At 71.8% G+C, this 21,919-nt stretch carries 23 protein-coding genes and 1 riboswitch; of the genes, 9 read left to right on the top strand and 14 right to left on the bottom strand.

Annotated elements, in window-relative coordinates:
* Window positions 1-39: 39 nt before the first annotated feature.
* From ACLQ28_RS11360 to ACLQ28_RS11350, 3 genes are read right to left on the bottom strand one after another with little or no spacing between them, the layout of a single operon-like run.
* Complete coding sequence (locus ACLQ28_RS11360; protein WP_425686181.1) at window positions 40-1,344, bottom strand: acyltransferase family protein; 1,305 nt, start codon at window positions 1,342-1,344, stop codon at window positions 40-42.
* Between the two features lie 22 nt (window positions 1,345-1,366).
* Window positions 1,367-2,341 carry an NAD-dependent epimerase/dehydratase family protein gene (locus ACLQ28_RS11355; protein ID WP_425686180.1) on the bottom strand — a complete coding sequence of 325 codons (975 nt, stop codon included), beginning with the start codon at window positions 2,339-2,341 and terminating at the stop codon, window positions 1,367-1,369.
* 23 nt (window positions 2,342-2,364) lie between these two features.
* Window positions 2,365-3,255, bottom strand: a complete 891-nt coding sequence (locus ACLQ28_RS11350; protein ID WP_425686179.1) for a glycosyltransferase family 2 protein — start codon at window positions 3,253-3,255, stop codon at window positions 2,365-2,367.
* A 195-nt stretch (window positions 3,256-3,450) separates the two neighbouring features.
* Between ACLQ28_RS11350 and ACLQ28_RS11345 the strand changes: the two genes are divergently transcribed.
* From ACLQ28_RS11345 to ACLQ28_RS11320, 6 genes are all read left to right on the top strand, one after another.
* Entirely contained in the window at window positions 3,451-5,010 is a 1,560-nt protein-coding gene (locus ACLQ28_RS11345; RefSeq protein ID WP_425686178.1) for a glycosyltransferase family 39 protein, read from the top strand.
* 43 nt (window positions 5,011-5,053) lie between these two features.
* A complete protein-coding gene (locus ACLQ28_RS11340) occupies window positions 5,054-5,785 on the top strand; it encodes a histidine phosphatase family protein (RefSeq protein ID WP_425686177.1) in 732 nt (243 codons plus the stop codon).
* Window positions 5,769-6,638: an NAD(P)H-hydrate dehydratase gene (locus ACLQ28_RS11335; protein ID WP_425686176.1), complete on the top strand. Its 870-nt coding sequence runs from the start codon at window positions 5,769-5,771 to the stop codon at window positions 6,636-6,638. The genes ACLQ28_RS11340 and ACLQ28_RS11335 overlap by 17 nt, the downstream gene beginning before the upstream one ends.
* A gap of 79 nt (window positions 6,639-6,717) precedes the next feature.
* On the top strand, window positions 6,718-6,843 hold the full coding sequence (locus ACLQ28_RS11330) for a hypothetical protein (protein WP_425686175.1): 126 nt from the start codon (window positions 6,718-6,720) through the stop codon (window positions 6,841-6,843).
* Window positions 6,827-7,057 carry a hypothetical protein gene (locus ACLQ28_RS11325; RefSeq protein ID WP_425686174.1) on the top strand — a complete coding sequence of 77 codons (231 nt, stop codon included), beginning with the start codon at window positions 6,827-6,829 and terminating at the stop codon, window positions 7,055-7,057. Before ACLQ28_RS11330 ends, ACLQ28_RS11325 begins: the two co-directional genes overlap by 17 nt.
* 128 nt (window positions 7,058-7,185) lie before the next feature.
* Window positions 7,186-7,275: riboswitch (ZMP/ZTP riboswitch) on the top strand.
* A 19-nt stretch (window positions 7,276-7,294) separates the two neighbouring features.
* Window positions 7,295-8,731, top strand: coding sequence for a glycine hydroxymethyltransferase (locus tag ACLQ28_RS11320; protein WP_425686173.1), 1,437 nt, complete (start codon window positions 7,295-7,297; stop codon window positions 8,729-8,731).
* A 145-nt stretch (window positions 8,732-8,876) separates the two neighbouring features.
* Here the strand turns inward: ACLQ28_RS11320 and ACLQ28_RS11315 are convergent, their stop codons facing one another.
* Window positions 8,877-9,137 (bottom strand): hypothetical protein, encoded by a 261-nt coding sequence (locus ACLQ28_RS11315; protein WP_425686172.1) that lies wholly within the window; start codon window positions 9,135-9,137, stop codon window positions 8,877-8,879.
* 95 nt (window positions 9,138-9,232) lie between these two features.
* On the bottom strand, window positions 9,233-10,312 hold the full coding sequence (locus tag ACLQ28_RS11310; protein ID WP_425686171.1) for an alpha-hydroxy acid oxidase: 1,080 nt from the start codon (window positions 10,310-10,312) through the stop codon (window positions 9,233-9,235).
* Between the two features lie 170 nt (window positions 10,313-10,482).
* Between ACLQ28_RS11310 and ACLQ28_RS11305 the strand changes: the two genes are divergently transcribed.
* A complete protein-coding gene (locus ACLQ28_RS11305) occupies window positions 10,483-11,406 on the top strand; it encodes an aminoglycoside phosphotransferase family protein (protein WP_425686170.1) in 924 nt (307 codons plus the stop codon).
* A gap of 116 nt (window positions 11,407-11,522) precedes the next feature.
* Window positions 11,523-12,458, top strand: coding sequence for an exo-alpha-sialidase (locus tag ACLQ28_RS11300; RefSeq protein ID WP_425686169.1), 936 nt, complete (start codon window positions 11,523-11,525; stop codon window positions 12,456-12,458).
* Here ACLQ28_RS11300 and ACLQ28_RS11295 read toward each other — a convergent pair.
* The 9 genes from ACLQ28_RS11295 to ACLQ28_RS11255 all read right to left on the bottom strand — a co-directional run bounded on the left by ACLQ28_RS11295 (window position 12,431) and on the right by ACLQ28_RS11255 (window position 20,653).
* Window positions 12,431-12,766: an antibiotic biosynthesis monooxygenase family protein gene (locus tag ACLQ28_RS11295; protein WP_425686168.1), complete on the bottom strand. Its 336-nt coding sequence runs from the start codon at window positions 12,764-12,766 to the stop codon at window positions 12,431-12,433. The genes ACLQ28_RS11300 and ACLQ28_RS11295 overlap by 28 nt on opposite strands.
* Window positions 12,763-14,040, bottom strand: coding sequence for a beta-ketoacyl synthase N-terminal-like domain-containing protein (locus tag ACLQ28_RS11290; protein ID WP_425686167.1), 1,278 nt, complete (start codon window positions 14,038-14,040; stop codon window positions 12,763-12,765). The genes ACLQ28_RS11295 and ACLQ28_RS11290 overlap by 4 nt, the downstream gene beginning before the upstream one ends.
* Window positions 14,037-15,311 carry a beta-ketoacyl-[acyl-carrier-protein] synthase family protein gene (locus tag ACLQ28_RS11285; protein WP_425686166.1) on the bottom strand — a complete coding sequence of 425 codons (1,275 nt, stop codon included), beginning with the start codon at window positions 15,309-15,311 and terminating at the stop codon, window positions 14,037-14,039. The genes ACLQ28_RS11290 and ACLQ28_RS11285 overlap by 4 nt, the downstream gene beginning before the upstream one ends.
* A 114-nt stretch (window positions 15,312-15,425) precedes the next feature.
* The gene (locus ACLQ28_RS11280) at window positions 15,426-15,830 is read right to left on the bottom strand and encodes a cupin domain-containing protein (protein ID WP_425686165.1); all 405 of its coding nucleotides are present in this window, start codon (window positions 15,828-15,830) and stop codon (window positions 15,426-15,428) included.
* Window positions 15,823-16,569: an SRPBCC family protein gene (locus ACLQ28_RS11275; RefSeq protein WP_425686164.1), complete on the bottom strand. Its 747-nt coding sequence runs from the start codon at window positions 16,567-16,569 to the stop codon at window positions 15,823-15,825. Before ACLQ28_RS11275 ends, ACLQ28_RS11280 begins: the two co-directional genes overlap by 8 nt.
* Entirely contained in the window at window positions 16,566-17,996 is a 1,431-nt protein-coding gene (locus ACLQ28_RS11270) for an acetyl-CoA carboxylase biotin carboxylase subunit (protein WP_425686163.1), read from the bottom strand. Before ACLQ28_RS11270 ends, ACLQ28_RS11275 begins: the two co-directional genes overlap by 4 nt.
* 19 nt (window positions 17,997-18,015) lie before the next feature.
* Complete coding sequence (locus tag ACLQ28_RS11265; RefSeq protein ID WP_425686262.1) at window positions 18,016-18,519, bottom strand: acetyl-CoA carboxylase biotin carboxyl carrier protein; 504 nt, start codon at window positions 18,517-18,519, stop codon at window positions 18,016-18,018.
* Between the two features lie 17 nt (window positions 18,520-18,536).
* Window positions 18,537-20,318 (bottom strand): acetyl-CoA carboxylase carboxyltransferase subunit alpha, encoded by a 1,782-nt coding sequence (locus ACLQ28_RS11260; protein ID WP_425686162.1) that lies wholly within the window; start codon window positions 20,316-20,318, stop codon window positions 18,537-18,539.
* Window positions 20,315-20,653 (bottom strand): TcmI family type II polyketide cyclase, encoded by a 339-nt coding sequence (locus ACLQ28_RS11255; protein ID WP_425686161.1) that lies wholly within the window; start codon window positions 20,651-20,653, stop codon window positions 20,315-20,317. The genes ACLQ28_RS11260 and ACLQ28_RS11255 overlap by 4 nt, the downstream gene beginning before the upstream one ends.
* Before the next feature lie 443 nt (window positions 20,654-21,096).
* On the opposite strand from ACLQ28_RS11255, the gene ACLQ28_RS11250 reads away from it, so the two are divergent.
* A complete protein-coding gene (locus ACLQ28_RS11250) occupies window positions 21,097-21,894 on the top strand; it encodes an AfsR/SARP family transcriptional regulator (protein ID WP_425686160.1) in 798 nt (265 codons plus the stop codon).
* Window positions 21,895-21,919 lie beyond the last annotated feature (25 nt).

Raw genomic sequence — 21,919 nt, 5'->3', positions numbered from 1 at the left:
CAATTGGCGCGCGGCGATTCGCCGAGGCGGTCAGGACGGCTACCGGCCGGAGACCAGCGTGGCGGGCTGCTGCGGCAACTCCTGGGTCGGGCCACCGACCTGCGCCGGCGGTGTCCCGGGCGGCTCCTCGGCCACCGCGGTCTGCTCGTCGACCGGCACCCGCTGCGACGACCGACGGGCCACGAAGCCCGGCGTCCAGTCCTTCAACCGCAGCGCCGGCCGCTCGACAAGCTTCCAGGAGAGGAACGCGGCGGCGAAGGCGACAGCGACCGACATCGCGGCGAACGGCACGTACCCCCAGCGGCTCCAACCAAGGCTCGTCATCACCTGCTGGAAGACGAACCCATAGATGTAGATGCCGTACGAGTAGTCGTTCTTGCGACCCACCCAGTGCAACTGACGCGGCATCCGCACCGACAGCCAGACCAGCAGGTACGCGAACGCCGGCAGCCCGATGGCGAAGAAGCCACCGAAGAGCAGCGACAACCCGAGCGCCACCGCCGAGCCGATGCCCAGCGCGTCGTTGATCGGCACCCGCTCCCGGTAGAGGTCCATGGTCGCGCCGAAGGCGAAGAGGAAGCCCAGGTAGACGATGTAGTAGAAGGTCATCCCGCCGACCAGGGGCGAGTTGAAGCTCCAACTCGCCGTCGACATCGGGCCACTGAAGTGCCCGGAGCTCACCCAGTCGTGCACGATGTTCAGGTAGAGCGCGACGGTCAGGAACAGCACGAACCGGCGGGCGTTGCGCAGCACCGCGGTCACCGCCAGCACGCCCACCACGACGTAGCAGAACATCTCGTACTTGAGCGACCACAGGGCGCCGTTGAAGACGCTGTAGTTGACCTTCTCCCCCCACGGGGTGGTCTCCGTGAACAGGTCCCGGACGCCGTACTGACGGACGCCGGTCCACCAGTTGGCCTGCAGGTAGGCCAGCGGGCCGCCCCGGTCCCAGGGGTTGTCGAAGAAGCCGCCGATGGTGCCGTGTTCGCGCAGCGCGACCAGCGGGGCGATCACCAGCGCGCTGATCAGCAGACAGACCCAGAGCCCGGGGAAGATGCGCAGGGCCCGGTGCCAGGCGTAGCGGATCAAACCGGTACGACGGGCGCTGCGGGTGATCAGCAAGCCGGAGAGCACGAAGAAGCCGTAGACGGCCATGGTGCCGACGTTGGTCTGCCGACCGGTCAGGTAGTAGCCGAGGTCGTGGGCACCGAAGCCGAGCGGCTTGGAGTGCGAGAGCACGACGCCGACGGCGAGGCAGAGCCGGATCAGCCCGATGCCGTTGCTGCGGCCGGAGAGCAGGTCGGCAAGCGTGCCACGGGACCGGACCAGGGCGGGGGTAGTCATGAGGTCAGGACCCTCTCGGCCATCAGGCGGGCACCTCGGCGCCGGCGTGCTCCCACAACTGCTTCATCTCGGTGTGTAGATCATCGCTCGGCGACCAGCCGAGCACCTCAGCTGCCAGCCCGACGTCGAGCCGCTGCCAGTTGGTCTCGGCGGGGCCGGTGTGCTCGGCCTCGACCAGGTCGGTCGGCACCTCACTCACGTCGATGAGGAGTCGGACCATATCACGCGCACTGGAGGCCACCCCCCGCCCGATGTTGATCACGCGGCCGGCCGCGTCGGGGCGGGTCGTGGCCAGCAGCACGGCGGCGACCACGTCGCTGATGCCGATGAAGTCGCGTCGGGAACCGAGCGGTGCCAACTCCAGCCGCGCCCGCTCATCGGCCCGCTGGGCGTCGCGCAGCCGGCTCGCGACCACCCCGAGCAGGCTGTGCCCGGGCTGGCCCGCGCCGATGACGTTGCCCACCCGCAGCGTGACGCCCTCGATCCGGCCCTGTCGGTCCGCCTCGGTGATCGCCGCAGTGCAGCGCAGCTTGAACTCGCCGTACGGCATCACCGGCGCGGGGGTCATCTGCTCGGACATCGAGGTGTCGACCGGGACCAGCCCGTACTCGTGCACACTGCCGATCTGGACCACCCGGGCCCGCCGGGGCAGTCGGCCCGCGGCCTCCGTGAGCCGCTCGACCAGGGTGACGTTGACCGCGAGCATCTGCGCCTCGCTCAGCCCCCACATCCCGCCCGCCGCGTTGATCACCACGTCCGGGTCGAGGTCACGCAGCACCGCGGTGATCTCGTCGACGTCGGCGGCGGCCAGGTCCAGTGCGCGGACCACGACGCCCGGGCCGATGGTCTTCGGGTTGCGTGCGATGGCGACCACGGCGTGGCCCTGATCAGCAAGCGCGCGGCAGATGGGGCGGCCGAGGAAGCCGGTGCCGCCGAGCACCACCACCCGCAGTGCGTGACCTGCGTCCTCCGCCGGGCGTCGTGGTGTGACGATCATGGCTTCCTCCTGGCTCTCGTCGTTCATCGGCCCGGCCCGAACGCATGCCGGGACAGGCTGCGTACGCCGGCCATCTTGCCCGAGAGGACCGCCGTCGGCAGCATGGTGATGGCGTGCAGCCGGGACGAGGTGTATCGGCGGGCCGCCCGGGCCGCCCGGGGCCAGCCCTGCTCGTCCATCCGCCGGGCGACATCGATGAAGTACGCCCGCGCCTCGGTGAACCGGGAACCGTTGACGGCGTCGGCAGCGGATTTGCTGACCGCGTGCCGCCGGTACTGGAAGCACAGCGTGTTGTCGATCGCCATTTGCTCACCGCGCTGGATCAGGTCGATCACCAGAGCCAGATCCTGAATAACCTGGAACTCGTCGCGGAAGTCGACGGCCTTGAGCGCGTCCGTCCGCCAGCAGATCGACGGGAAGTAGAACCAGCAGCCGCGCAGCAGGCTGGCCGCCAGGTCCTCACCTCCCATCAGCTCGCGGGAGTCGATCCGGGGGGCGTACAGACGCCGCTTGGCCTCGTCGACGATCGTGTTGACCACCGTGCCCTCGGCGTCGATGACCTCGACCCCCGGCTGGACCATGCCGACGCCCGGGTACTGCTCGATCACCGATCGCACGGTGGCGATGTAGTTGGGGTGCATGATGTCGTCCGTGCCCATGATCACCAGGTACTCGTGCTCGGCGAGACCGACGCACTTGCGGTAGTTGGCGGTGATCCCAAGATTGCGCTCATTGCGCTGGTAGTTGACCCGCTCATCGTCGATGCCGGCGAACCACTCGGGCACCCCCGGCGCGGTGCCGTCGTCGACCACGGTGAGGCGCCACCCAGGGTCACTCTGCGCCATCACGCTGCGCACCGCCGCCTGCATGAGGGGCACACTTCCGTAGTACGGCAGCATAATGTCGACAATCATTGGGTCGGCAGGCCTCACTGTGCGTGGTGGAAAAGCTCGACAGGCGCGGCCACATTATCAGGCTCGCCCCCGCGATCGACCATCGCCGAACCGGCCGGGCGGCCACCTCCACCGCGCCGACGACGGTCCGACGCCGACCGCGGCGAGCGCTATCATCGTCGCGCCCGTAGCTCCCCGCCCCCGGATCGGACGCCAATGTCAGACCGCGCCGTCGCCACAGACGCGCATCCCGCGCAGACCGACGCGGGGAGTCCGCCCCGGTCCGCCGACGGGCCGGCCCGTCAGGCGGTCGTCCTCGCCCGCCGGCTGGCGCTCAGCGTCTGGTTCTGGCCGACCGCGTTCGCCGCGCTCGCCGTCGGGTGGCGCCTCGGCAGCCCGGAGATGTGGCACGACGAGTTGGTCACCATCAACGTGGCGGCCCGCTCCACCGGGCAGATCCGGGGCATGCTGGCGAACGTCGACGCCGTGCACGGTGCCTACTACCTGTTCATGCACGGCTGGACGATGCTGGTCGGCACCGGCCCCGCCGCAGTGCGACTGCCGTCGGCGCTGGCCATGATCCTCGCCACTGCCTGCGTGGCGCTGGTGGGGCGGCGGCTCTTCGACCAGACGACGGGTGTCGCCGCCGGGTTCGTCTTCGCCGTGGTGCCGACGGTCACCCGGTTCGGGCAGGAAACCCGCTCGTACGCCTTCGTCGTCCTCGCCGCGGCGGCGGCCACCCTGTTCCTACTCCGCGCACTGGAGCGGCCGGGGTTGTTGCGCTGGGCGGCGTACGCGCTCGCGGTGGCCGGCATCGGCCTGACGAACGTGGTGGCGCTGACCCTGCTGCTCGGGCACGGGACTGCCGTTCTGATCCACTGCTGGCGGGAGCGCCGCTGGTGGTCGCTGGCCTGGTTCGCGCTGGGTGCCGCCGGCGGGGTGGCGATCGCGACGCCGGTGATCCTGCGGGGCATGCGGCAGGCCGGACGGCAGATCAGCTGGATCCCGGACATCCCGCCCTGGACGGTCTGGGAGCAGGCATACGGCTCGACGCTGCTCGCCGTCGCGGTCACCGCGCTGGCCGCGGTGGGCGTGCTCACCCACCTGCGCCGCGACGTCGCCCGGACGGTGAGCGCGGCGCTGGTCGCCGTGCTGCCGGTGCCGGTGATCCTGGTGGCCTCGACCAACGACGTCAACTACTTCTTCTCCAAGTACCTGCTGTTCCTGCTGCCGGCGTGGGCTGTGCTCGCCGGTACCGGGATCGCCGTGTTGCGCCGCGCCCCACTGGTGGCGGCGGCGCTCGTGGTCGTCGCCGCCCTGTCCGTGCCCGGTCAGCTCGCGCTGCGCGGGGAGTACTCGCACGGCTGGTACACCTACCCGCAGGCACGGGCGTTCAAGCCGCTGTCCTACTCCGAGGCGGCACGGATCGTCGAGGCCGGCTACCAGCCTGGTGACGGCCTCGTCGCCGGCGGCGCCTGGTGGTGGATGCACGAACCCGGGGTGCGCTACTACCTCCCGGCGGACATCGCGCCGCGCAACGTCTTCGAGCAGCGGTCCGCGGCACAGCGCAACGAGCTGTTCGGGGCGGCGTGTGCCGACCCGGCGAGCTGTCTGCGGGACGAGCCGCGCATCTGGGTGCTGCTGCCGACGATCACCGACGCGCCGCTGACCGGGCTGCCGAAGAAGCAGGCCGCCGTGCTCACCGAGCGTTACCAGGTTGTTCAGGTGACCCACGCGACGGGGATCACCGTCGCCCTGCTGCAACGGCGCGGCTAAGCGGGTGCGGTTACCGCCGCCGACGCCCGGGTAGGGGATCGGCATGGCGGAACTGGCGACGCTCTGGATCATCCGGCACGGTGAGAGCACCGCGAACGTGGCGGCGACGCACGCCGAGGCGTCCGGCGAAGAGCTGATCGGGCTCAGTCACCGCGACGCCGACGTGCCGCTCTCCCCCACCGGCGAGGAGCAGGCCCGGGCCACCGGCCGTTGGCTGACCGGATTGCCCCCGGACCGCCGACCGGACGTGGCGGTGGTGTCGCCGTACCTGCGGGCAGTCTCCACCGCCGAGTTGGCGCTGCACGGCACCGGGGTGCCAGTGAGCCGGGACGAGCGGCTCCGCGACCGGGAGCTGGGCATCCTCGACGGCCTGACCGGGCACGGGGTGCGCCGACGGTATCCCGACGAGGCCGAACGCCGGGCCCGACTCGGCAAGTTCTACTACCGGCCGCCGGGTGGAGAGTCCTGGACCGACGTGGCGCTGCGGCTACGGACACTCCTCGGCGACCTGCGCCGGGACCACGAGGGCCAGCGTGTCCTGCTCTTTGGCCATGACGCGCTGGTCTTCCTGCTGCGCTACCTGGTGGAAGGGCTGACCGAGTCGGACCTGATGGCGCTGACCCGCGAGCACGTGATCGCCAACTGCTCGATCACCGACTGGTCCGCCGCCGAGCAGGATCAACTGATGCTGGGCGGATTCAACGAGGTTGGCCACCTGCAGCGGCAGGGCGCCCAGCCGACCAGGGAGGACGAGATCCATGCCGAACCGGTCTGAGGTGAAGGTGATCACGCCGGGGCTGCTACGGGACTGGGCGCTTCCGGTGCCGATCGGTGGCAAGGAGAGCCGGGGCACCGTGCTGGTGGTCGGCGGGTCACGCTTCACCCCCGGTGCGGTGCTGCTCGCCGGGGTGGCCGCGCTGCGCGCCGGTGCCGGGGTGCTCCAGCTCGCCGCCGCCGAGTCCACCGCCGCCACGCTGAGCATCCAGGTGCCCGAGGCACTGGTGGTCGGGCTGCCGGAGACCCCCGACGGCGCGGTCGCCGCAGACCGGAACGGCCAGCTCGACGAGTTGGTCGCTCAGGCCGACGTGGTGGCTGTCGGGCCCGGGCTGAAGGCGATCGACGAGACCAACCGATTGCTGAGCCTGGTCCTGGACGCTGCCCGGCCGCAGACGTCGCTGGTGCTCGACGCGTACGCCCTCGGTGCGCTCAGCCACGCACCGGACCTGCTGGTCGGCTCGGGCCGGCCCGTGGTGCTCACCCCGAACGTCACCGAGGCCAGGCACCTGCTCGGGCGCGACCCGGGCGACGACCTGGACGCCGAGGCGGCCGAGTTGGCCGTCCGGTACGAGGCGGTCGTCTCGCTCTACGGGCACGTGGCCGCCCCGGACGGGCGTGGTTGGCGGGAGGAGAGTGGCGACGCCGGGCTGGGCACCTCCGGCAGCGGGGATGTGCTCGCCGGGTTGCTGGCGGGGCTGTTGTCGCGCGGCGCGGACCCGGCACAGGCCGCCTGCTGGGGCTCGTTCGCGCACGCGGTGAGCGGCCAACGTCTGGTCCCCCGGTACGGCCGAATCGGCTTCCTCGCCCGGGAGCTGCTCGACGAGATCCCCGGAACGCTGGCCACCGCCTGAGCGGCTGATATCCACTGTTTCCGCATTTGACCTGCTGGGTACCGGATTCACACCAGACGAGATCAGGGAGGTCATACCCGTGTCGACCGATGCCATCGTCCTGCTCAAAGAGGACCACAAGGAGATGCGCCGCCTGTTCAAGGCCTTCCAGGATGCCGAGGAGGGGCCGGCGAGCCAGCGGCAGAAGCATGGATGCCACCGATGAACGCTTCAACGCCAAGACGACGGTGCTGATCGAGAACGTCACCCACCACGTCGAGGAGGAAGAGGAGGAGTGGTTCCCCAAGGTCCGCGACGCCCTGGGTCGCAAGCAGTTGCAGGAGATCGGCGAGAGGATGATCGCGCTACGGGCGGACGCCCCGCGCACCCCCACCGCTCCGAAGGCGATCAAGAAGGCGATCGACGCGGTGACCGCCTGATCACCCTTCAACTCGTTACCGGCAGCGGTAACCGCTCCCCACCGTGTGCCCGACGTCGACCGCCCAACCCTCCGGTCGCCGGTGTACGGAGGTCCGCCCGGGACGGCCCCGGCCAGCCCGGTAGGATCACACCGGGCCGTTACTGGCGCGTTGGGATGGACAACCATCGGGGAGCGGCCCCGTCACGAGGACGTTTGCCGAGCGCCTGGGCCTTCCCGCACGTCTGTTGGAGGTCGCATGTCGCGCAACGCCGAGTCCACCGCATTCCGTAGTGCCCTTGAGGTGATCCGGGCTGTCGAGCCACGGGTGGCCGACGCCATCGGCGCCGAGCTGACCGACCAGCGGGAGTCGCTCAAGCTCATCGCCAGCGAAAACTACGCCTCCCCGGCGACGCTCCTGGCCATGGGCAACTGGTTCAGTGACAAGTACGCCGAGGGCACCGTCGGGCGCCGCTTCTACGCCGGCTGCCAGAACGTCGACACCGTCGAGGCACTCGCCGCCGAGCACGCCCGGGAGCTGTTCGGTGCCGCGCACGCGTACGTGCAGCCGCACTCGGGCATCGACGCCAACCTGGTCGCGTTCTGGGCGGTGCTGGCCGACCGGGTGGAGTCCCCCGCGCTGAAGAAGGCCCAGGTCCGCCAGGTCAACGATCTCACCGAGGCCGACTGGTTCGCCCTGCGGCGGGAGCTGGGCAACCAGCGGATGCTCGGCATGTCGCTGGACGCTGGCGGCCACCTCACCCACGGCTTCCGGCCGAACATCTCCGGCAAGATGTTCGACCAGCGCAGCTACGGCACCGACCCGACGACCGGCCTGATCGACTACGACCGGGTGGCCGAGGTGGCCCGCGAGTTCAAGCCGCTGATCCTGGTCGGCGGCTACTCGGCGTACCCCCGGAAGGTGAACTTCCGGATCCTGCGGGAGATCGCCGACTCGGTCGGCGCCACCTTCATGGTCGACATGGCGCACTTCGCCGGCCTGGTCGCGGGCAAGGTGTTCACTGGCGACTTCGACCCGGTGCCGCACGCGCACATCGTCACCACGACCACCCACAAGTCGCTGCGCGGCCCGCGCGGCGGCATGGTGCTCTGCCAGCCGGAGCTGGCCGACCAGGTGGACCGGGGCTGCCCGATGGTGCTCGGTGGCCCGCTGCCGCACGTGATGGCCGCCAAGGCGGTCGCCCTCGCGGAGGCCCGCCGCCCCGACTTCGCCGACTACGCCCAGCGGATCGTCGACAACGCGCAGGCCCTCGCCGAAGGGCTGCTGCGCCGGGGCGCGAAGCTGGTCACCGGCGGCACCGACAACCACCTGGTGCTGATCGACGTGTCCGGCTACGGGCTCACCGGCCGGCAGGCCGAGCAGGCGCTGCTCGACTCGGGCATCGTCACCAACCGCAACTCGGTCCCGCAGGACCCGAACGGGGCCTGGTACACGTCGGGCATCCGGATCGGCACCCCGGCACTGACCACCCGCGGCCTGGGCACCGCCGAGATGGACCAGACCGCGGAGCTGATCCACACCGTGCTGGCCCAGACCACCGCCGGCGCCAACGCCGACGGCACGGCCTCGAAGGCCAAGTACGTCCTCGACCCCGACCTGGCCGACAAGATCGCCCGCCAGGCCACCGATCTGCTGGCCCCGCACCCGCTCTACCCGGCCATCGACCTGGCCTGACAGCTCGTCCGGGCGGCTCACGGACACCGAGGCGCCGGGATCACTGGGCGTAACGCCGCCGGTGGCACTCGCCTGAATGAGCGATATACCGCTGAGTCATAGTTATGACTCAGCGGTATATCGCTCTTCGAGTCAGCTGCGCACCTCAGGCCAGGGGACGCTTGAGGTGGTAGCGGTGGACTTCGGTGCTGCCCTGGACGTTGTTCACGTCTTCGGCGGCGGAGACCAACTCCCACCCCTCCCGGCCGGCGATATTGAGGTGCGCGATGGCGGTGTCACCGAAGGCCGTGATGTCCTTGCGTGACCCGTCCGGGGCGTACCAGACGAACGAGACATGGAAATTGCGGCCCTGTCCCTGATAGCGGCGGACGAGCAGGGCGTACTCCCAGGCAACCATGTGGCCCATTATGACCGTCCACCCAGGACGGCGGTACGCAGGCCGTCGCGCATTGCCAGCCGGTGAACGCGGTGTGTCAACCCACGAGTTGAACCGGTCGTTGCTCAGCCCATCTCGACCGTGCGCAGGTCTCCCGCCGCCGCCGGGTCGGGGCAGCCGGCCAGGGTCAGCGCGTCGGTCAGCTCGGCGGCGAGCAGGGCCAGCGCGTCCCGGGCCGCGCTCTGACCACCGACGGCCAGCGCCCAGAGCAGCGGCCTGCCGACCAGAACCCCGGCCGCCCCCAGCGCGAGCGCCCGCAGCACGTCGGTGCCGCTCCGGATGCCGCTGTCCAGCAGCACCTGGCACCGGTCGCCGACCGCGTCGACGACCTCCGGCAGCATGGTGATGCTGGCGGGCGCCCCGTCGAGTTGCCGGCCGCCGTGGTTGGAGACGACCACCGCGTCCGCGCCGATCCGCACCGCCTCGACCGCGTCACGCGGGTCCAGCACGCCCTTGACCACGAGTGGCAGGTCGACCTGCTCCCGCAACCAGGCAAGGTCCGCCCAGCGCAGCGCCGGCGCGAACGACGTGGCGACCGCGGACACTCCCGGTGCGCCAGCGTGCGCCAGGGCACCGCGGCCGTCCGGCAGATTCGCGGCGACCACGTCGGCCGGCAGCCGGAACTCGTTGCGAAGATCCCGGGGGTGTCGGCCGAGCACCGGGACGTCCACGGTGAGCACCAGTGCCCGGCAACCCGCAGCGACGACCCGGTCCAGTAGGTCACGGACCAGGGCACGCTCACGCAGCCAGTACAGCTGGAACCAGACCTCCGCGCCCGCACCGGTGACCTGTTCGATCGGGGTGCTGCCCAGCGTGCTGGCCACGTAGGGCACGCCGGCTGCACCGGCAGCCGCCGCGAGGGCCAGCTCCCCGTCCGGGTGCACCAGTCGCTGGTACGCCAGGGGCGCCACCCCGACCGGCATCGCGTACGGGCGGCCGAGCAGTTGGGTGCGGAGGTCGACGGTGCCCACCCCGCGCAGCACCCGGGGCAGTACCGCGATCCGATCCAGCTCGCGACGGTTGGCAGTCAGGGTCACCTCGGCCGCGCTGCCGCCGGCGGCGTAGTCCCAGACATCGGGTGGCAGCACCACCCGGGCCCGTTCGGCGTAGTCGGCGAGCGACACCGTCGGTCGATCGGTCAGCATCGGCTCAACCACCTCGCACCCCTGTGCCCACCCTCGGGCCGTCCGCTGGCGGTTTCCACGCCGACAATGGTTTAGAAACCTAGCCCCGCCGACGATGAGCGTCAATCGAGGTGATCAAGGGGCGCGAATTCGGTTGCGGGGCACCAGGCAGCCCCCGCAGGCTCGAACGGATGAGCGTGCAGCCTCTCCCCGACATACCCGACACCAACGACGCGGTGGCCGACCGGATCGACGTGACCCTGGTGCGGCGCCTGGTGGCCGAGCAGTTCCCGCGGTGGGCGCACCTGCCGGTCCGCCCCGTCGAGGTCGGTGGCTGGGACAACCGCACCTTCCACCTGGGCGACGCGATGAGCGCGCGGCTGCCCAGCGGCGCGGGGTACGCCCTCCAGGTCGCCAAGGAGCAGCGCTGGCTGCCGGTGCTCGGCCCGCGGCTGCCCTTGGAGGTGCCGACGCCGCTGGCGCACGGACGGGCCGACGGCGGCTACCCGTACCCGTGGTCGGTCTACCGCTGGATCGGCGGGCGAACCGCCCGCGCCGAGCGGATCGACGACCTGACCCGGTTCGGCACCGATCTCGCCGCCTTCCTGCGCGCCCTACGGGAGGTCGACACCACCGACGCCCCGACTGCCGGCGAGCACAGCGCCTGGCGGGGCGGCCCACTGTCCACCTACGACGCGGAGACACGGGCCGCGATCGAAAGGCACCGTGACCGGCTACCCGTCGACGCGGTGACGAACATCTGGCACGCCGCCCTCGACGCCACCTTCTCCGGGCCGCCGGTCTGGTTCCACGGCGACGTCGCGTACGGCAATCTGCTGGTCCGCGACGGCCGGCTCGCCGCCGTCATCGACTTCGGTTGCTGCGGCGTCGGCGATCCCGCCTGCGACGTCGTGATCGCCTGGACCCTGCTGCACGGCCCCAGCCGCGCGGCATTCCGCGAGGCGGTCGGCCTCGACGGGGCCACCTGGGCCCGGGGACGCGGCTGGGCGCTGTGGAAGGCGCTGATCACCCTGGACAATCCGGAGCCGGCCAAGGCCGCCGAGGGCCGGCACGTGCTCGGCGAGCTGCTCGCCGAGCAGACCGTGGCCCGCTGAGCCAGGAGTAGTTCGTCGCGAATTCGCCTGGTCGCCGCACGGTCGTCGGCGCCGCCGGTTAGCGTCAGCCCCCGCCACGTGCCCGCTCTGCCCGCGCCCCCAGGAGGCCGCCGCGCATGACGACGTCACCCACCCACCCCCTCACCGCCACCGTCACCGCCGTCCACCGGATCGGCGACAGCGCGCCGCACAGCGCGTTCACCGACCTCGTCCGGCACGCCGGAAGCTGGTTCTGTGCCTTCCGCGAGGCCCGGACCCACCTCTCCGACGACGGGGTGATCCGGGTGCTGACCTCAGACGACGGCCGATCCTGGCGGTCGGCGGCGGAGGTGCGGTGGGCCGGTGTCGACCTACGCGACCCGCACTTCGTTCCGCGACCCGACGGACGACTGCAAATCCTGGCGGCGGCGGCCACCGGGGAGACCAGCAAGACGTTCCAGACGGTGACCTGGATTTCCGCGGACGGGTACGACTGGGGCGACCCGACCCCGGTCGGCGAGGCGGGCGTCTGGGTGTGGCGTGCGGCCTGGCACGACGACGCGATGTACGGCGTCGGCTACGCCACCCGTGATCCCCGGTTCGCCCGGCTCTACCGCAGTGCCGACGGCGTCGACCTTGAGCCGTGGGTGCCAACGCTGTTCGAGGGCGGCTACCCCAACGAGTCGGGGCTGGTCTTCGACCCGGACGGCACCGCGTTCTGCCTGCTGCGCCGCGACGGAGACGACGCCTGCGCGCAGCTCGGCCGTTCGGTGCCGCCGTACCGGGACTGGGCCTGGACCGACCTGGGCGTCCAGGTTGGCGGGCCGACGCTGCTGCGGCTGCCCGACGGGCGGCTGCTCGCCGGGGTGCGGCTGCTCGACGGCGAGGTACGCACCGCGATCTGCGCCGTAGACCCCGAGCGCGGTGGACTCACCGAACTGGTCGCGCTGCCCTCCGGCGGCGACACCAGCTACCCCGGCCTGGTCTGGCACGACGGTCTGCTGTGGGTCAGCTACTACTCCTCCCACGAGGGGCGCACCTGCGTCTACCTGGCTGAGGTCAGCCTGACCTGAGTGGGGGTCTGGGCGTGGATGTGGAAACGCAGTGAGCGGGCGTCGGTGAAGCACTCCCGCATCGGGCGCACCAGATCCCGATGCTCGGGGGTGCGTTCCCAGGCCTCGAAGTCGGCCAGGCTCGCCCACTCGCTGGTGATCAACCACTGCTCCGGGTCGGTCGACGAACGGCACACCTGGTCGACCAGATGCCCCGGCACCCCGTCGGCGACCAGGTGCCGCACCTCCTCGTACGCGGCGAGGAACTGTTCGGTACGGGGCACGGGCACCCGCACCAGGAACACCACCCGGGCTCGCTGTTCGCTCACGGCGTCTCTCCCCTCATCGGCACCGCCCCGCGCAGGACCAGCGCACTGTTGAACCCGTCGAAGCCCCGCGCACAGACCAGCGCGAGTCTGCTGCGCGGCTGGCGGTGCTCGCGCAGGAAGTCCAGCTCGCACCCCTCGGCGACCTCGTTCGGCCCGGCGGACGCGGGCAGCGTGTCGTGCGCGAAGGCGAGCAGCGCGGTGGCCACGTCCAACGCCGACCCGCCCTGGTACGCCCGCCCGGTCAGCGGCTTCTGCGTGGTCACCGGAGGCGGCCGGTCGGCGAACACGGCGCGCAACGCCTCGGCCTCGCTGCGGTCATAACGGCGTACGCCGAGGGCGTCGGGTAGCACCACGTCGATCCCGGCCGCCGCGACGCCGGCCCGATCCAGGGCCAGCCGCATCGCCCGCGCGTACTGGACCGGGTCGCCGGCGCTTTCGGCTGTGGTGTGCGCGGCGTCGTGGGTGGAGCCCCAACCGCTCACCTCGCCGTAGACGCGGGCACCCCGGGCCAGCGCGTGCCCCAACTCCTCCACCACGAACACCGCGCCCCCCTCGGCCGGCAGGTAGCCGCTGGCCGTGGCGTCGAACGGCCGGTACGCCCGCTCCGGGTCGGAGACGTCGCTGAGCAGCCCGGAGCGCAGCTGGCACGCCAGCGCGTACGGGCTGAGCGGGCATTCGGTGGCACCGGCGATGACCACAGGTGTGCCCCGGCGTACCGCCCGGGCGGCGTGGGCGAGGCTGTCCAGCCCGCCGGCCGCCTCCGCGACCAGCACCCCACTCGGGCCCTTGAACTGGTGGTGGATGGAGAGCTGCCCGACGCTGGCCGCGTAGAACCAGGCGATCGACTGGTACGCCCCGACCGTCCGCGACGACCCACCCCAGAGCCGTTGCAACTCCCGTTGGCCGAACAGGTTGCCCCCGGACGAGCTGGCCAGGGTCACCGCGTAGCCGTACGGGTCGGGGGCCTGATCGGGCAGGCCCGCGTCGGCCAACGCCAGCCGGGTGGCGGCGAAGCCGAGGTGCGTCCAACGGTCGGTCTGCACCAACTGCCGACTGTCGGCGTAGGAGTCGGCGGTGAAGCCGGGCACTTCCCCGCCGTGGCGGGTCGGGTAGCCGGACGGGTCGAACAACGTGATCGGCCCGGTCCGGCGGGTGCCGGCCAACACCGTGCGCCAGTGCGCGTCCGCGCCGATGCCGCTCGGTGCGACCACACCGATGCCGGTCACCACCGCCCGGGCGGTGGTGCCGCCGGCACTGCCCCGGGTGGCGCTCACGCCGCCACCGTCCCGGGCAGCCGGCGGAACACCATGGCCGACTGGAAGCCGCCGAACCCGCTGCCCACCGACAGCGCAACGTTTACCGGGACCTCCCGCGCCTCGTTCGGTACGTAGTCCAGGTCGCACTCCGGGTCCCTGGTGCTCCAGTTCGCCGTCGGCGGCACCACACCGAACTCGATGGCCAGTGCGCACGCGGCCATCTCGATCGAGCCGATCGCGCCGAGCGAGTGCCCGACCATCGACTTGATCGAGCTGATCGGCACCCGGTAGGCGGCCTGGCCCAGTGCCCGTTTGAACGCGGCCGTCTCGTGCCGGTCGTTCTGCCGGGTCCCCGACCCGTGTGCGCTGATGTAGGAGACCTGCTCGGGAAGGATCCGGCCCTGCTTGAGCGCATCGGTGACGGCGAGGCTCATCTCCAGGCCATCCGGGCGCAGCCCGGTCATGTGGTAGCCGTTGCTGCGGCTGGCATAGCCGGCCACCTCGCAATAGATGTGCGCGCCCCGCCGGCGGGCATGCCCCGCCTCCTCCAACACCAGCACCGCCCCACCCTCGGCCAGCACGAACCCGTGCCGGTCGGCGTCGAACGGGCGGGAGGCGTGCGCCGGGTCGTCGTTGTCGGGGCTGGTCGCCTTGATCGCGTCGAACGAGGCGACAGTGACCGGCGAGATCGGCGAGTCGGCCGCGCCGGCCAGCATCACGTCCGCCTCACCGTCCACGATCATCTGATGGGCGTAGCCGATGGCGTCGATGCCGGAGGTGCAACCGGTGGACACCACCTGCGCCGGGCCGTGCAGCCCGTGCCGGCAGGCCACGTCGGCCGCGAGGCTGCTGGGCACCAGCGCCTGATAGAGGTACGGGCCACCGCGCGCCGCGTCGACCAGCCAGCGCCGGCCGTGGTCGCTGACGGCGACGTACTGCTGCTCCAGCGCCATCGTGCCGCCCACGGCGGTGCCGAGCACCACCCCCGCCCGGTCCCGCTCGGCGTCGGTGAGCACCAGCTGAGCGTCGGCGACCGCCTCGGCGGAGCAGGCCAGCGCGAACTGCACGTACCGGTCGGCCCGGCGTCGCTCGGCCTCGGTGAGGCCCGCGGCGATCGGGTCGAAGTCGCACTCCGCGGCGATCTGTGAGCGGAACGCCGACGGGTCGAAGAAGCTGATCCGCCGGGTGGCGGTCCGTCCCTCGGTGATGGTCTTCCAGAACCGGTCCCGGCTGGCGCCGCCGGGGGCAACCACGCCGACCCCGGTCACCACCGTGCGGCGCCCAGTCATGGTGTCACCTCTGTTCGCGACTGCGGGGCTCGCAACCCCGGCTCACTCCTCGCGCTCATGACGCCACCCCCATTCGCGACTGCGGGGCTCGCAACCCCGGCTCACTCCTCGCGCTCATGACCCACCGCGCTGTTCGACGAGTTCGGTGTCGACGTGCCCCAGCTCGGGGCGGGGGGCGAGCGGGCCCAGGTGGAAGACCACCTCGGCCGGCTCGACGCCGGTGTTGCGCAGGCGGTGCCGTACGTTCACCGGGACGAAAAGCGCCTCACCGGTGGCCAGGAGTGTCGGCTGGTCGTCCAGGTCGACGGTGATCGCGCCGCGCACCACGTACAGGAACTCCTCGCTGTACGGGTGGTAGTGCTCGGCGATCCGCTCCCCGGGCGCGAGGGCGGCCACCCCGAGGAAGCCCGAGGTGCTGCCGACGGTGCGGGGGCCGAGCAGCACCCGCAGCTCACCGCCGCGTCGCCGGTCGACGGGTACGTCTCCGGCGGCGATCGGCCGGGTGCTCAGGTCACTCATCGTCGGCCTCCGTCGACTCGTCGCTGGCCGCCTCGTCGGCGCGCTGCCGGGCGGTCCGCTCCACCCGGTCCTTGATCACCGCGAGTTGGATGGCGCTGTTGGTGTTGATCCGCTCGGTCATCGCGGCGTTGTCGACTGGCGCGGTCGGCTTCATCGCGAAGTCCTGCGTCCACGTCATCCGGGTGCCGCCGGCCTCTTCGGTGTAGCGCCAGTGGATTCGCATGTACTCGAACGGCCCGGTCTCCACCCGGTGCGCCCGAACCTGCCTGCTCACCGGGTCGGCGGTGCGTTCGCTGACCCAGCTCCAGGACACCCCGTTCTCGTCGGGGTACATGGTGAGCCGGAACCGCACGGTGTGCCCCTCCCGGTGCAGGATGTCCACCACGGCGTACTCGGTGAACAACTCGGTCCAGTTCGCCACGTCGTTGGTGACCTCCCAGACCAGCTCCAGGGGCGCGTCGATGACCACGCCGTTCTCGGTGTGCCCGGGCGGGTCGGCGCGGCGGGTGACCAGGTCGGCCACTGCCGGGATGCTCAGCTGCCCGGCCTGTTCGGGGATGCTCACCTGCCAGCGGTCGGCGACGACCGCAGATAGCTCCAGCAGGGCGAGTGAGTCCATGCCCAACTCTTCCAGCGACGCGGCGGGCGCCCTGGCCGCCGCGTCGGCGTCCAGCCCGCAGCGCGCCACCAGGATGTCGGTGATCTCGGCGGTCATCGGGCGACCATGAGTGACGGTCATCGGGTCCTCCTGTGGGTTACGTCGGGCTCCGCGGCGGACGCGGGGCGCGGTGTAGGGGTGGCCGTCGGCCGATGCGCGGGCGCGGCGAGCAGACGGTCGACCAGGCCGGTGGTGTAGCGGCCCTTGCGGAATGCGGCGTCGTCGAGCACCCGCCGGACGAACGGGATGGTGGTGTGTACGCCCGGCCCGGCGATGTCGAACTCGCCCAGAGCGCGCTCCAGACGGTTGAGGGCCAGCTCGCGGTCCGGCGCCCAGACGATCACCTTGGCCAGGAGGGAGTCGTACCAGGGGCCGACCAGGTAGCCGGTGCTGGCGTGGGTGTCCACCCTGGTGAACGGGCCGCCAGGTGGGGTGAAACGCTCCAAGCGCCCGGGTGTCGGGGCGAAGTCGCGCTCGGGGTCCTCGGTGTTGACCCGGCACTCCACCGCGACGCCGTGCAGGCGGATCTCCTCCTGCCGCCAGCGCAGCGGCACTCCCGCGGCGATGTGCAGTTGCTCGTGCACCAGGTCGATCCCGGTGACCATCTCGGTGACCGGATGCTCCACCTGGATCCGGCAGTTGATCTCCAGGAAGTGGAACTTTTCCTCGGCGTCGACCAGGAACTCCAGCGTGCCGGCACCGACGAAGCCGACCTGGAGCGCACCCCGCAGCGCCGTCTCGGCGATGGTGTCGAGGACGGCGGCGGGCAGCGCCGGGGCGGGTGCCTCCTCGACCAGCTTCTGGTGCCGGCGTTGCACCGAGCAGTCCCGGGTGCCCAGGTGCACCCCGTTTCCGTGGGAGTCGCAGAGCACCTGCACCTCGACGTGTCGCGCCTCGGTGAGGTAGCGCTCGACGTACACCCGGTCGTCGCCGAAGGCGGCCTGGGCCGCGGCCCGGGTGCGGGTGTACGCCCGGCGCAGCTCATCCGGGGTGTGCACCACTGTCATCCCCCGGCCGCCGCCCCCGGCGGTGGCCTTCACGATCACCGGGTAACCGACGGCCTCGGCCACCTCTGCCGCCGCGTCGGCGTTCGGCACCGGCGCGACGCTGCCCGGCGACAGCGGTAGCCCGGCACGGCTCATCAGTGCCCGTGCCGAGGACTTGTCGGCCAACGCGGCCATCACCGCCGGTGGCGGGCCGATGAAGGTCAGCCCGTTGTCCGCGCAGATCTCGGCGAAGTCGGCGTCCTCGGAGAGGAAGCCGTAGCCGGGGTGCACGGCCTGCGCTCCCACCTGCCGGGCCGCCTCCACGATCGCCGCGGCGTTGAGGTAGCTGCGCCGGCTCGACGCGGGCCCGATCCGGACGGCCTGGTCGGCGAGGCGCACCACTGCCGAGTCGGCGTCGGCGGCGGAGTAGACCACCGCCGTTCGCACGCCGAGCTCCTTGCATGCGCGCAGCACCCGCAGCGCGATCTCGCCCCGGTTGGCGATCAGCACGGTCTCGAACATGATCAACCACCCTGCGCTGTCATGCCGGGTCCAGCTCGACCAGTGGCTGGTCGTACTCGACCGGGTGGCCGTCCTCGACGAGGATCGCGACCACCCGGCCGGCGCGGTCGGCGGTCACTTCGTTCATCAGCTTCATCGCCTCGACGATGGCGACCGGCTGGCCCGGGCGGACCAGGTCGCCCACCGCGACGAAGGGCCTCGCGCCGGGCTCCGCCGCACGGTAGAAGGTGCCGACGATGGGTGCCCGCACCGCGGCGCGCCTGGGCACCGGCGGCCAGGTCAGCGCCGCTGGTGGGCCGGCTGCCGGCGGCGGCGCCGCCTCGGCCAGCTCAGGGGGTACGTCCGCTCGGGCCGGGTCTTCGGGGTGCCACTCGACCTCGAGCACCGCCGGCCCGCTGCGCAGCCGGATCCGGCGCACCGGCCCCGCCAACTCGGCGATCAGGTGCTGCGCCTGCCGGCGCAACCCGGCCAGCGCCTCCTCGCCGCCCACCCCGCCGTCGTGGGTCGCCTCGACGGTCGTCAACGCCCCGTCGCCGGTGGTCACCGGGCACCCGCCCGGACACCGGCGCGCGTCGAGCCGAACCGCCGGAAGCGCTGCCGGCGCAGGCGGACCAGCATGGCGGGCGGCACGTCCAGCAGCGGCAGCAGATTGGTCAGCAAGGCGGCGCGCAACCGTTGGGCGGCCTCCGCCGGGTCGTCGTGCGCGGCGGTCGACGGCTCCGACACGACCTCGTCGACCACGCCGAGCCGGCACAGGTCGGGCGCGGTCAGTCGCAGCGCGCGGGCGGCCTGCGGCGCCGCGGACCGGTCCGGCCAGAGGATGGCCGCACAGCCCTCCGGGCTGATCACCGAGTAGACGGCGTTCTCCAGCATCAGCACCCGGTCGGCGACGGCCAGCGCCAGTGCGCCACCGCTGCCACCCTCTCCAGTGATCACCGCGAGCACGGGGGTGGGCAATACGGTGAGGGTGAGGATGTTCTCCGCGATGGCCGCCGCCTGGCCCTGCTCCTCGGCGCTCACCCCCGGGTCGGCGCCGGGGGTGTCCACGAGAGTGACCACGGGCAGGCCGAGCCGGGCCGCGAGGCGCATCAGCCGCAGCGCCTTGCGATGCCCGGCCGGGCTGGCCATTCCGAAGTTGCGGGCCACCAACTCGGCGGTGGTGTGCCCCTTCTGATGGCCGATGACCATCACGTGCCGGTCGGCCAGCCGTGCCACACCGCCCACGATGGCCGGGCAGTCTCCGCCGAGCCGATCGCCGTGCAGTTCCACGAACCCGTCGAAGACCGAGTCGAGGTAGTCCAGTGTGGTGGGTCGACCGGGGTGTCGCGCCATCCGGACGGTGTCCCACGCGTCGCGTACCGGCGGGGTGCCGCCCTGTCCTGGCGTGGTCGACGGCGTCCCGGCGGCATCTCCGTCGGCCGGCGGGTCCGCCGGGGCCGCGCCGTCGTCGGTGAGACGCTCGCGCAGTGCTGCCGGCTCCTGCCGGGGTACGGGCGGGCGGGTCGGACGGCCGGCGCGGGTCGGACGGGTGGCGGCGAGCAGCGCCCCCAACTGTCCCCGCAGCGACCGGCGTTGCACCACCATGTCGACCTGCCCGTGTCGGAGCAGGACGTCGGCGGTCTGGAAGCCCTCCGGCAGCGCCCGGCCGGTGACCTGGCGGATCACCCGGGGGCCGGCGAAGCCCATCCGCGCGCCGCTCTCGGCAAGCACCAGATCGGTGTTGGTGGCGAACGACGCGGCCACCCCGCCGTAGGTCGGGTCGGTGAGGACGCTCACGGTGAGCAGACCCGCCTCACGCAGCGCGGCGATGGCCTGGCTGACGGTGGCCATCTGCATCAACGACAGCGTGCCCTCCTGCATCCGCGCCCCGCCGGAGGCGGTGATCAGGATGAGCGGGATGCGGTCGTCCAGAGCCCGTTCGGCGGCCCGGGTGATCAGCTCGCCCACCGCGCAGCCCAGGCTGCCGCCGAGGAAGCGGAAGTCCATCACCGCCAACACGGCCGGGTGCCCGCCAATGGTGGCCATGGCGCAGACGACCGCCTCGGCCAGGCCGGTGCTGGCCCGCGCGGCGCTGAGCCGGTGCGGGTACGGCAGCACGTCGACGAAGTCGATCGGGTCGGCCTCGGGCAGTTGGTCGGGCAGTAGGCGCAGCGATCCCGGGTCGACAAGTAGGCGCAGGCGTTCCGGAGCACCGAGTCGGGCGTGCTCCCCACACTCCGGGCAGACGTCCAGATTGCGGCGTAACCGTTTGCGGTAGAGCAGGCTTGCGCAGCCGGCGCAGCGGGACCAGAGCTGTTCCTCGCGCGGCACGGTGGCCGTCACGACCGCCGCCGGGTGTCCGGTGCGTCGAACCGGTAGAAGCACTGCGCCATCGCGTCGCGCGGTGAGCGCCAGGTCGACAGGTACGGCGACACGTACGGGCGCAGGCGGTCGCTGACCCGGATGAACTCGGGGTGCCCACGGGCACCCTCCACAGCGCTCTCGGCCGGCTGCTCGGTCTCGAGCAGGTGCACATACAGGTCGTGCAGCCGGTACAGCGAGCGGTGCCGGACGCCGACCAGGCGCGGCAACTCCGTCGCGTCCGACTCGGCGAAGATCTCGGCGACCCGCTCCTCGGCGGTCGGATCCACCTTCGCGACGATCAGCGATCGATCCATGCTGGGCCTCCCCCACAGCGTCCGGGCGGCGACGGGTGAACCCCGTACGCGCTGGACGACTTCCGCAACGATGCGGCAATCCTCGTCACGGCGGCGTCACCGCGCAGGCCCAACCAGCGACGCTTGATGGTGACGCTGCGTTGACGCAACCTGTGTATTAGCTATGTGTCCCCGCACCTCGAAGCGGCGGGCCGAACAGGTGTTTAGGCAGTTCAGAACCGATCTCAGGTTGACTGTCGCCAATAGAAGGTCCACGGTGGCGTTGACTCACCGTGATCGCTATTGATAATCTTCACCGTGGCCAGCCCGGCCGCCTCGACGGGCGGGACCGCGCCCGCCAGCCGTGGGCCGCGCCCCACCGGTGGGGTCGACAGTGGCGTCACGGGCAACCATTCCGGGACACAGCAGACAGTCGGGACGAGCGTTCCGCAGGGGGTGGCGCCGTGACCGCTGATCCGTCCGTGCCGACCGCCGGCGACCCGCCCGAGGAGGGCGTCTCGCTCCACCTGCTCGGCGGCTTCCGACTGCTACGCGAGGCGGTGCCGGTCGTGGTGCCGCGCGGGCTGCAACGGGTGATCGCGCTGATCGGGCTGCGCCCCGGCGCCACCCGCAGCCAACTCGCGGGGCTGCTCTGGCCCGACACCTCGGAGGAACGGGCGCTGTCCTCCCTGCGCACCGCACTGTGGCGACTTCGGCAGGACCCGTGCTGCCCGATGTCCATCGCCAGCGACACCGTACGGCTCGACCCGGCCGTCCGACTCGACGTGGACGACCTGGTCGGCACCGCGGCCCGGGTCCGCGACGGCGACGACCCGCGCACCGCCGCCGGGGCGCTCGCCGCCGGTCGACACGACCTCCTGCCCGGCTGGTACGACGACTGGGTGCTGCTGGACCGGGAGAAACTGCGCCAGCTCCGCCTGCACATGCTGGAACAGGTCGCCGGGCAACACCTGACCGCCGGGCGGCACGGCGAGGCCCTCGAAGCCGCGTTGGAGGCGATGGCCGCCGAGCCGTTGCGGGAGACGCCCCACCGGCTGGTGGTCCGCATCCACCTGGCCGAGGGCAACGCCTTCGAAGCCGTGCACGCCTTCTACGTCTACCGGGACCTGCTGCGCAGGGAGTTACGCCTGGAGCCGAGCCCCGCGATGAGCGCCCTGCTCGACGACACGCTCGCCCCGATCCGCCAGGCCACGAGGAAAGCCGTCACCGATCGCCCGTCACCGGCCGGCCGGCGTACGTGACGGTGACGTGACAGGCGCTGCGGCA

The organism is Micromonospora sp. DT201, assembly GCF_049841575.1.
GTDB lineage: Bacteria > Actinomycetota > Actinomycetes > Mycobacteriales > Micromonosporaceae > Micromonospora.
Note: the sequence above shows the minus strand (reverse complement) of the source record. Positions and strands in the feature narration are given on the sequence as shown.

Excerpts from the sequence above, each read along its gene's own strand:
- ACLQ28_RS11360 (WP_425686181.1), bottom strand. The coding sequence starts at position 1,344 with ATGACTACCCCCGCCCTGGTCCGGTCCCGTGGCACGCTTGCCGACCTG.
- ACLQ28_RS11355 (WP_425686180.1), bottom strand. The coding sequence starts at position 2,341 with ATGATCGTCACACCACGACGCCCGGCGGAGGACGCAGGTCACGCACTG.
- ACLQ28_RS11350 (WP_425686179.1), bottom strand. The coding sequence starts at position 3,255 with ATGATTGTCGACATTATGCTGCCGTACTACGGAAGTGTGCCCCTCATG.
- ACLQ28_RS11345 (WP_425686178.1), top strand. The coding sequence starts at position 3,451 with ATGTCAGACCGCGCCGTCGCCACAGACGCGCATCCCGCGCAGACCGAC.
- ACLQ28_RS11340 (WP_425686177.1), top strand. The coding sequence starts at position 5,054 with ATGGCGGAACTGGCGACGCTCTGGATCATCCGGCACGGTGAGAGCACC.
- ACLQ28_RS11335 (WP_425686176.1), top strand. The coding sequence starts at position 5,769 with ATGCCGAACCGGTCTGAGGTGAAGGTGATCACGCCGGGGCTGCTACGG.
- ACLQ28_RS11325 (WP_425686174.1), top strand. The coding sequence starts at position 6,827 with ATGGATGCCACCGATGAACGCTTCAACGCCAAGACGACGGTGCTGATC.
- ACLQ28_RS11320 (WP_425686173.1), top strand. The coding sequence starts at position 7,295 with ATGTCGCGCAACGCCGAGTCCACCGCATTCCGTAGTGCCCTTGAGGTG.
- ACLQ28_RS11315 (WP_425686172.1), bottom strand. The coding sequence starts at position 9,137 with ATGGGCCACATGGTTGCCTGGGAGTACGCCCTGCTCGTCCGCCGCTAT.
- ACLQ28_RS11310 (WP_425686171.1), bottom strand. The coding sequence starts at position 10,312 with ATGCTGACCGATCGACCGACGGTGTCGCTCGCCGACTACGCCGAACGG.
- ACLQ28_RS11305 (WP_425686170.1), top strand. The coding sequence starts at position 10,483 with ATGAGCGTGCAGCCTCTCCCCGACATACCCGACACCAACGACGCGGTG.
- ACLQ28_RS11300 (WP_425686169.1), top strand. The coding sequence starts at position 11,523 with ATGACGACGTCACCCACCCACCCCCTCACCGCCACCGTCACCGCCGTC.
- ACLQ28_RS11285 (WP_425686166.1), bottom strand. The coding sequence starts at position 15,311 with ATGACTGGGCGCCGCACGGTGGTGACCGGGGTCGGCGTGGTTGCCCCC.
- ACLQ28_RS11280 (WP_425686165.1), bottom strand. The coding sequence starts at position 15,830 with ATGAGTGACCTGAGCACCCGGCCGATCGCCGCCGGAGACGTACCCGTC.
- ACLQ28_RS11275 (WP_425686164.1), bottom strand. The coding sequence starts at position 16,569 with ATGACCGTCACTCATGGTCGCCCGATGACCGCCGAGATCACCGACATC.
- ACLQ28_RS11270 (WP_425686163.1), bottom strand. The coding sequence starts at position 17,996 with ATGTTCGAGACCGTGCTGATCGCCAACCGGGGCGAGATCGCGCTGCGG.
- ACLQ28_RS11255 (WP_425686161.1), bottom strand. The coding sequence starts at position 20,653 with ATGGATCGATCGCTGATCGTCGCGAAGGTGGATCCGACCGCCGAGGAG.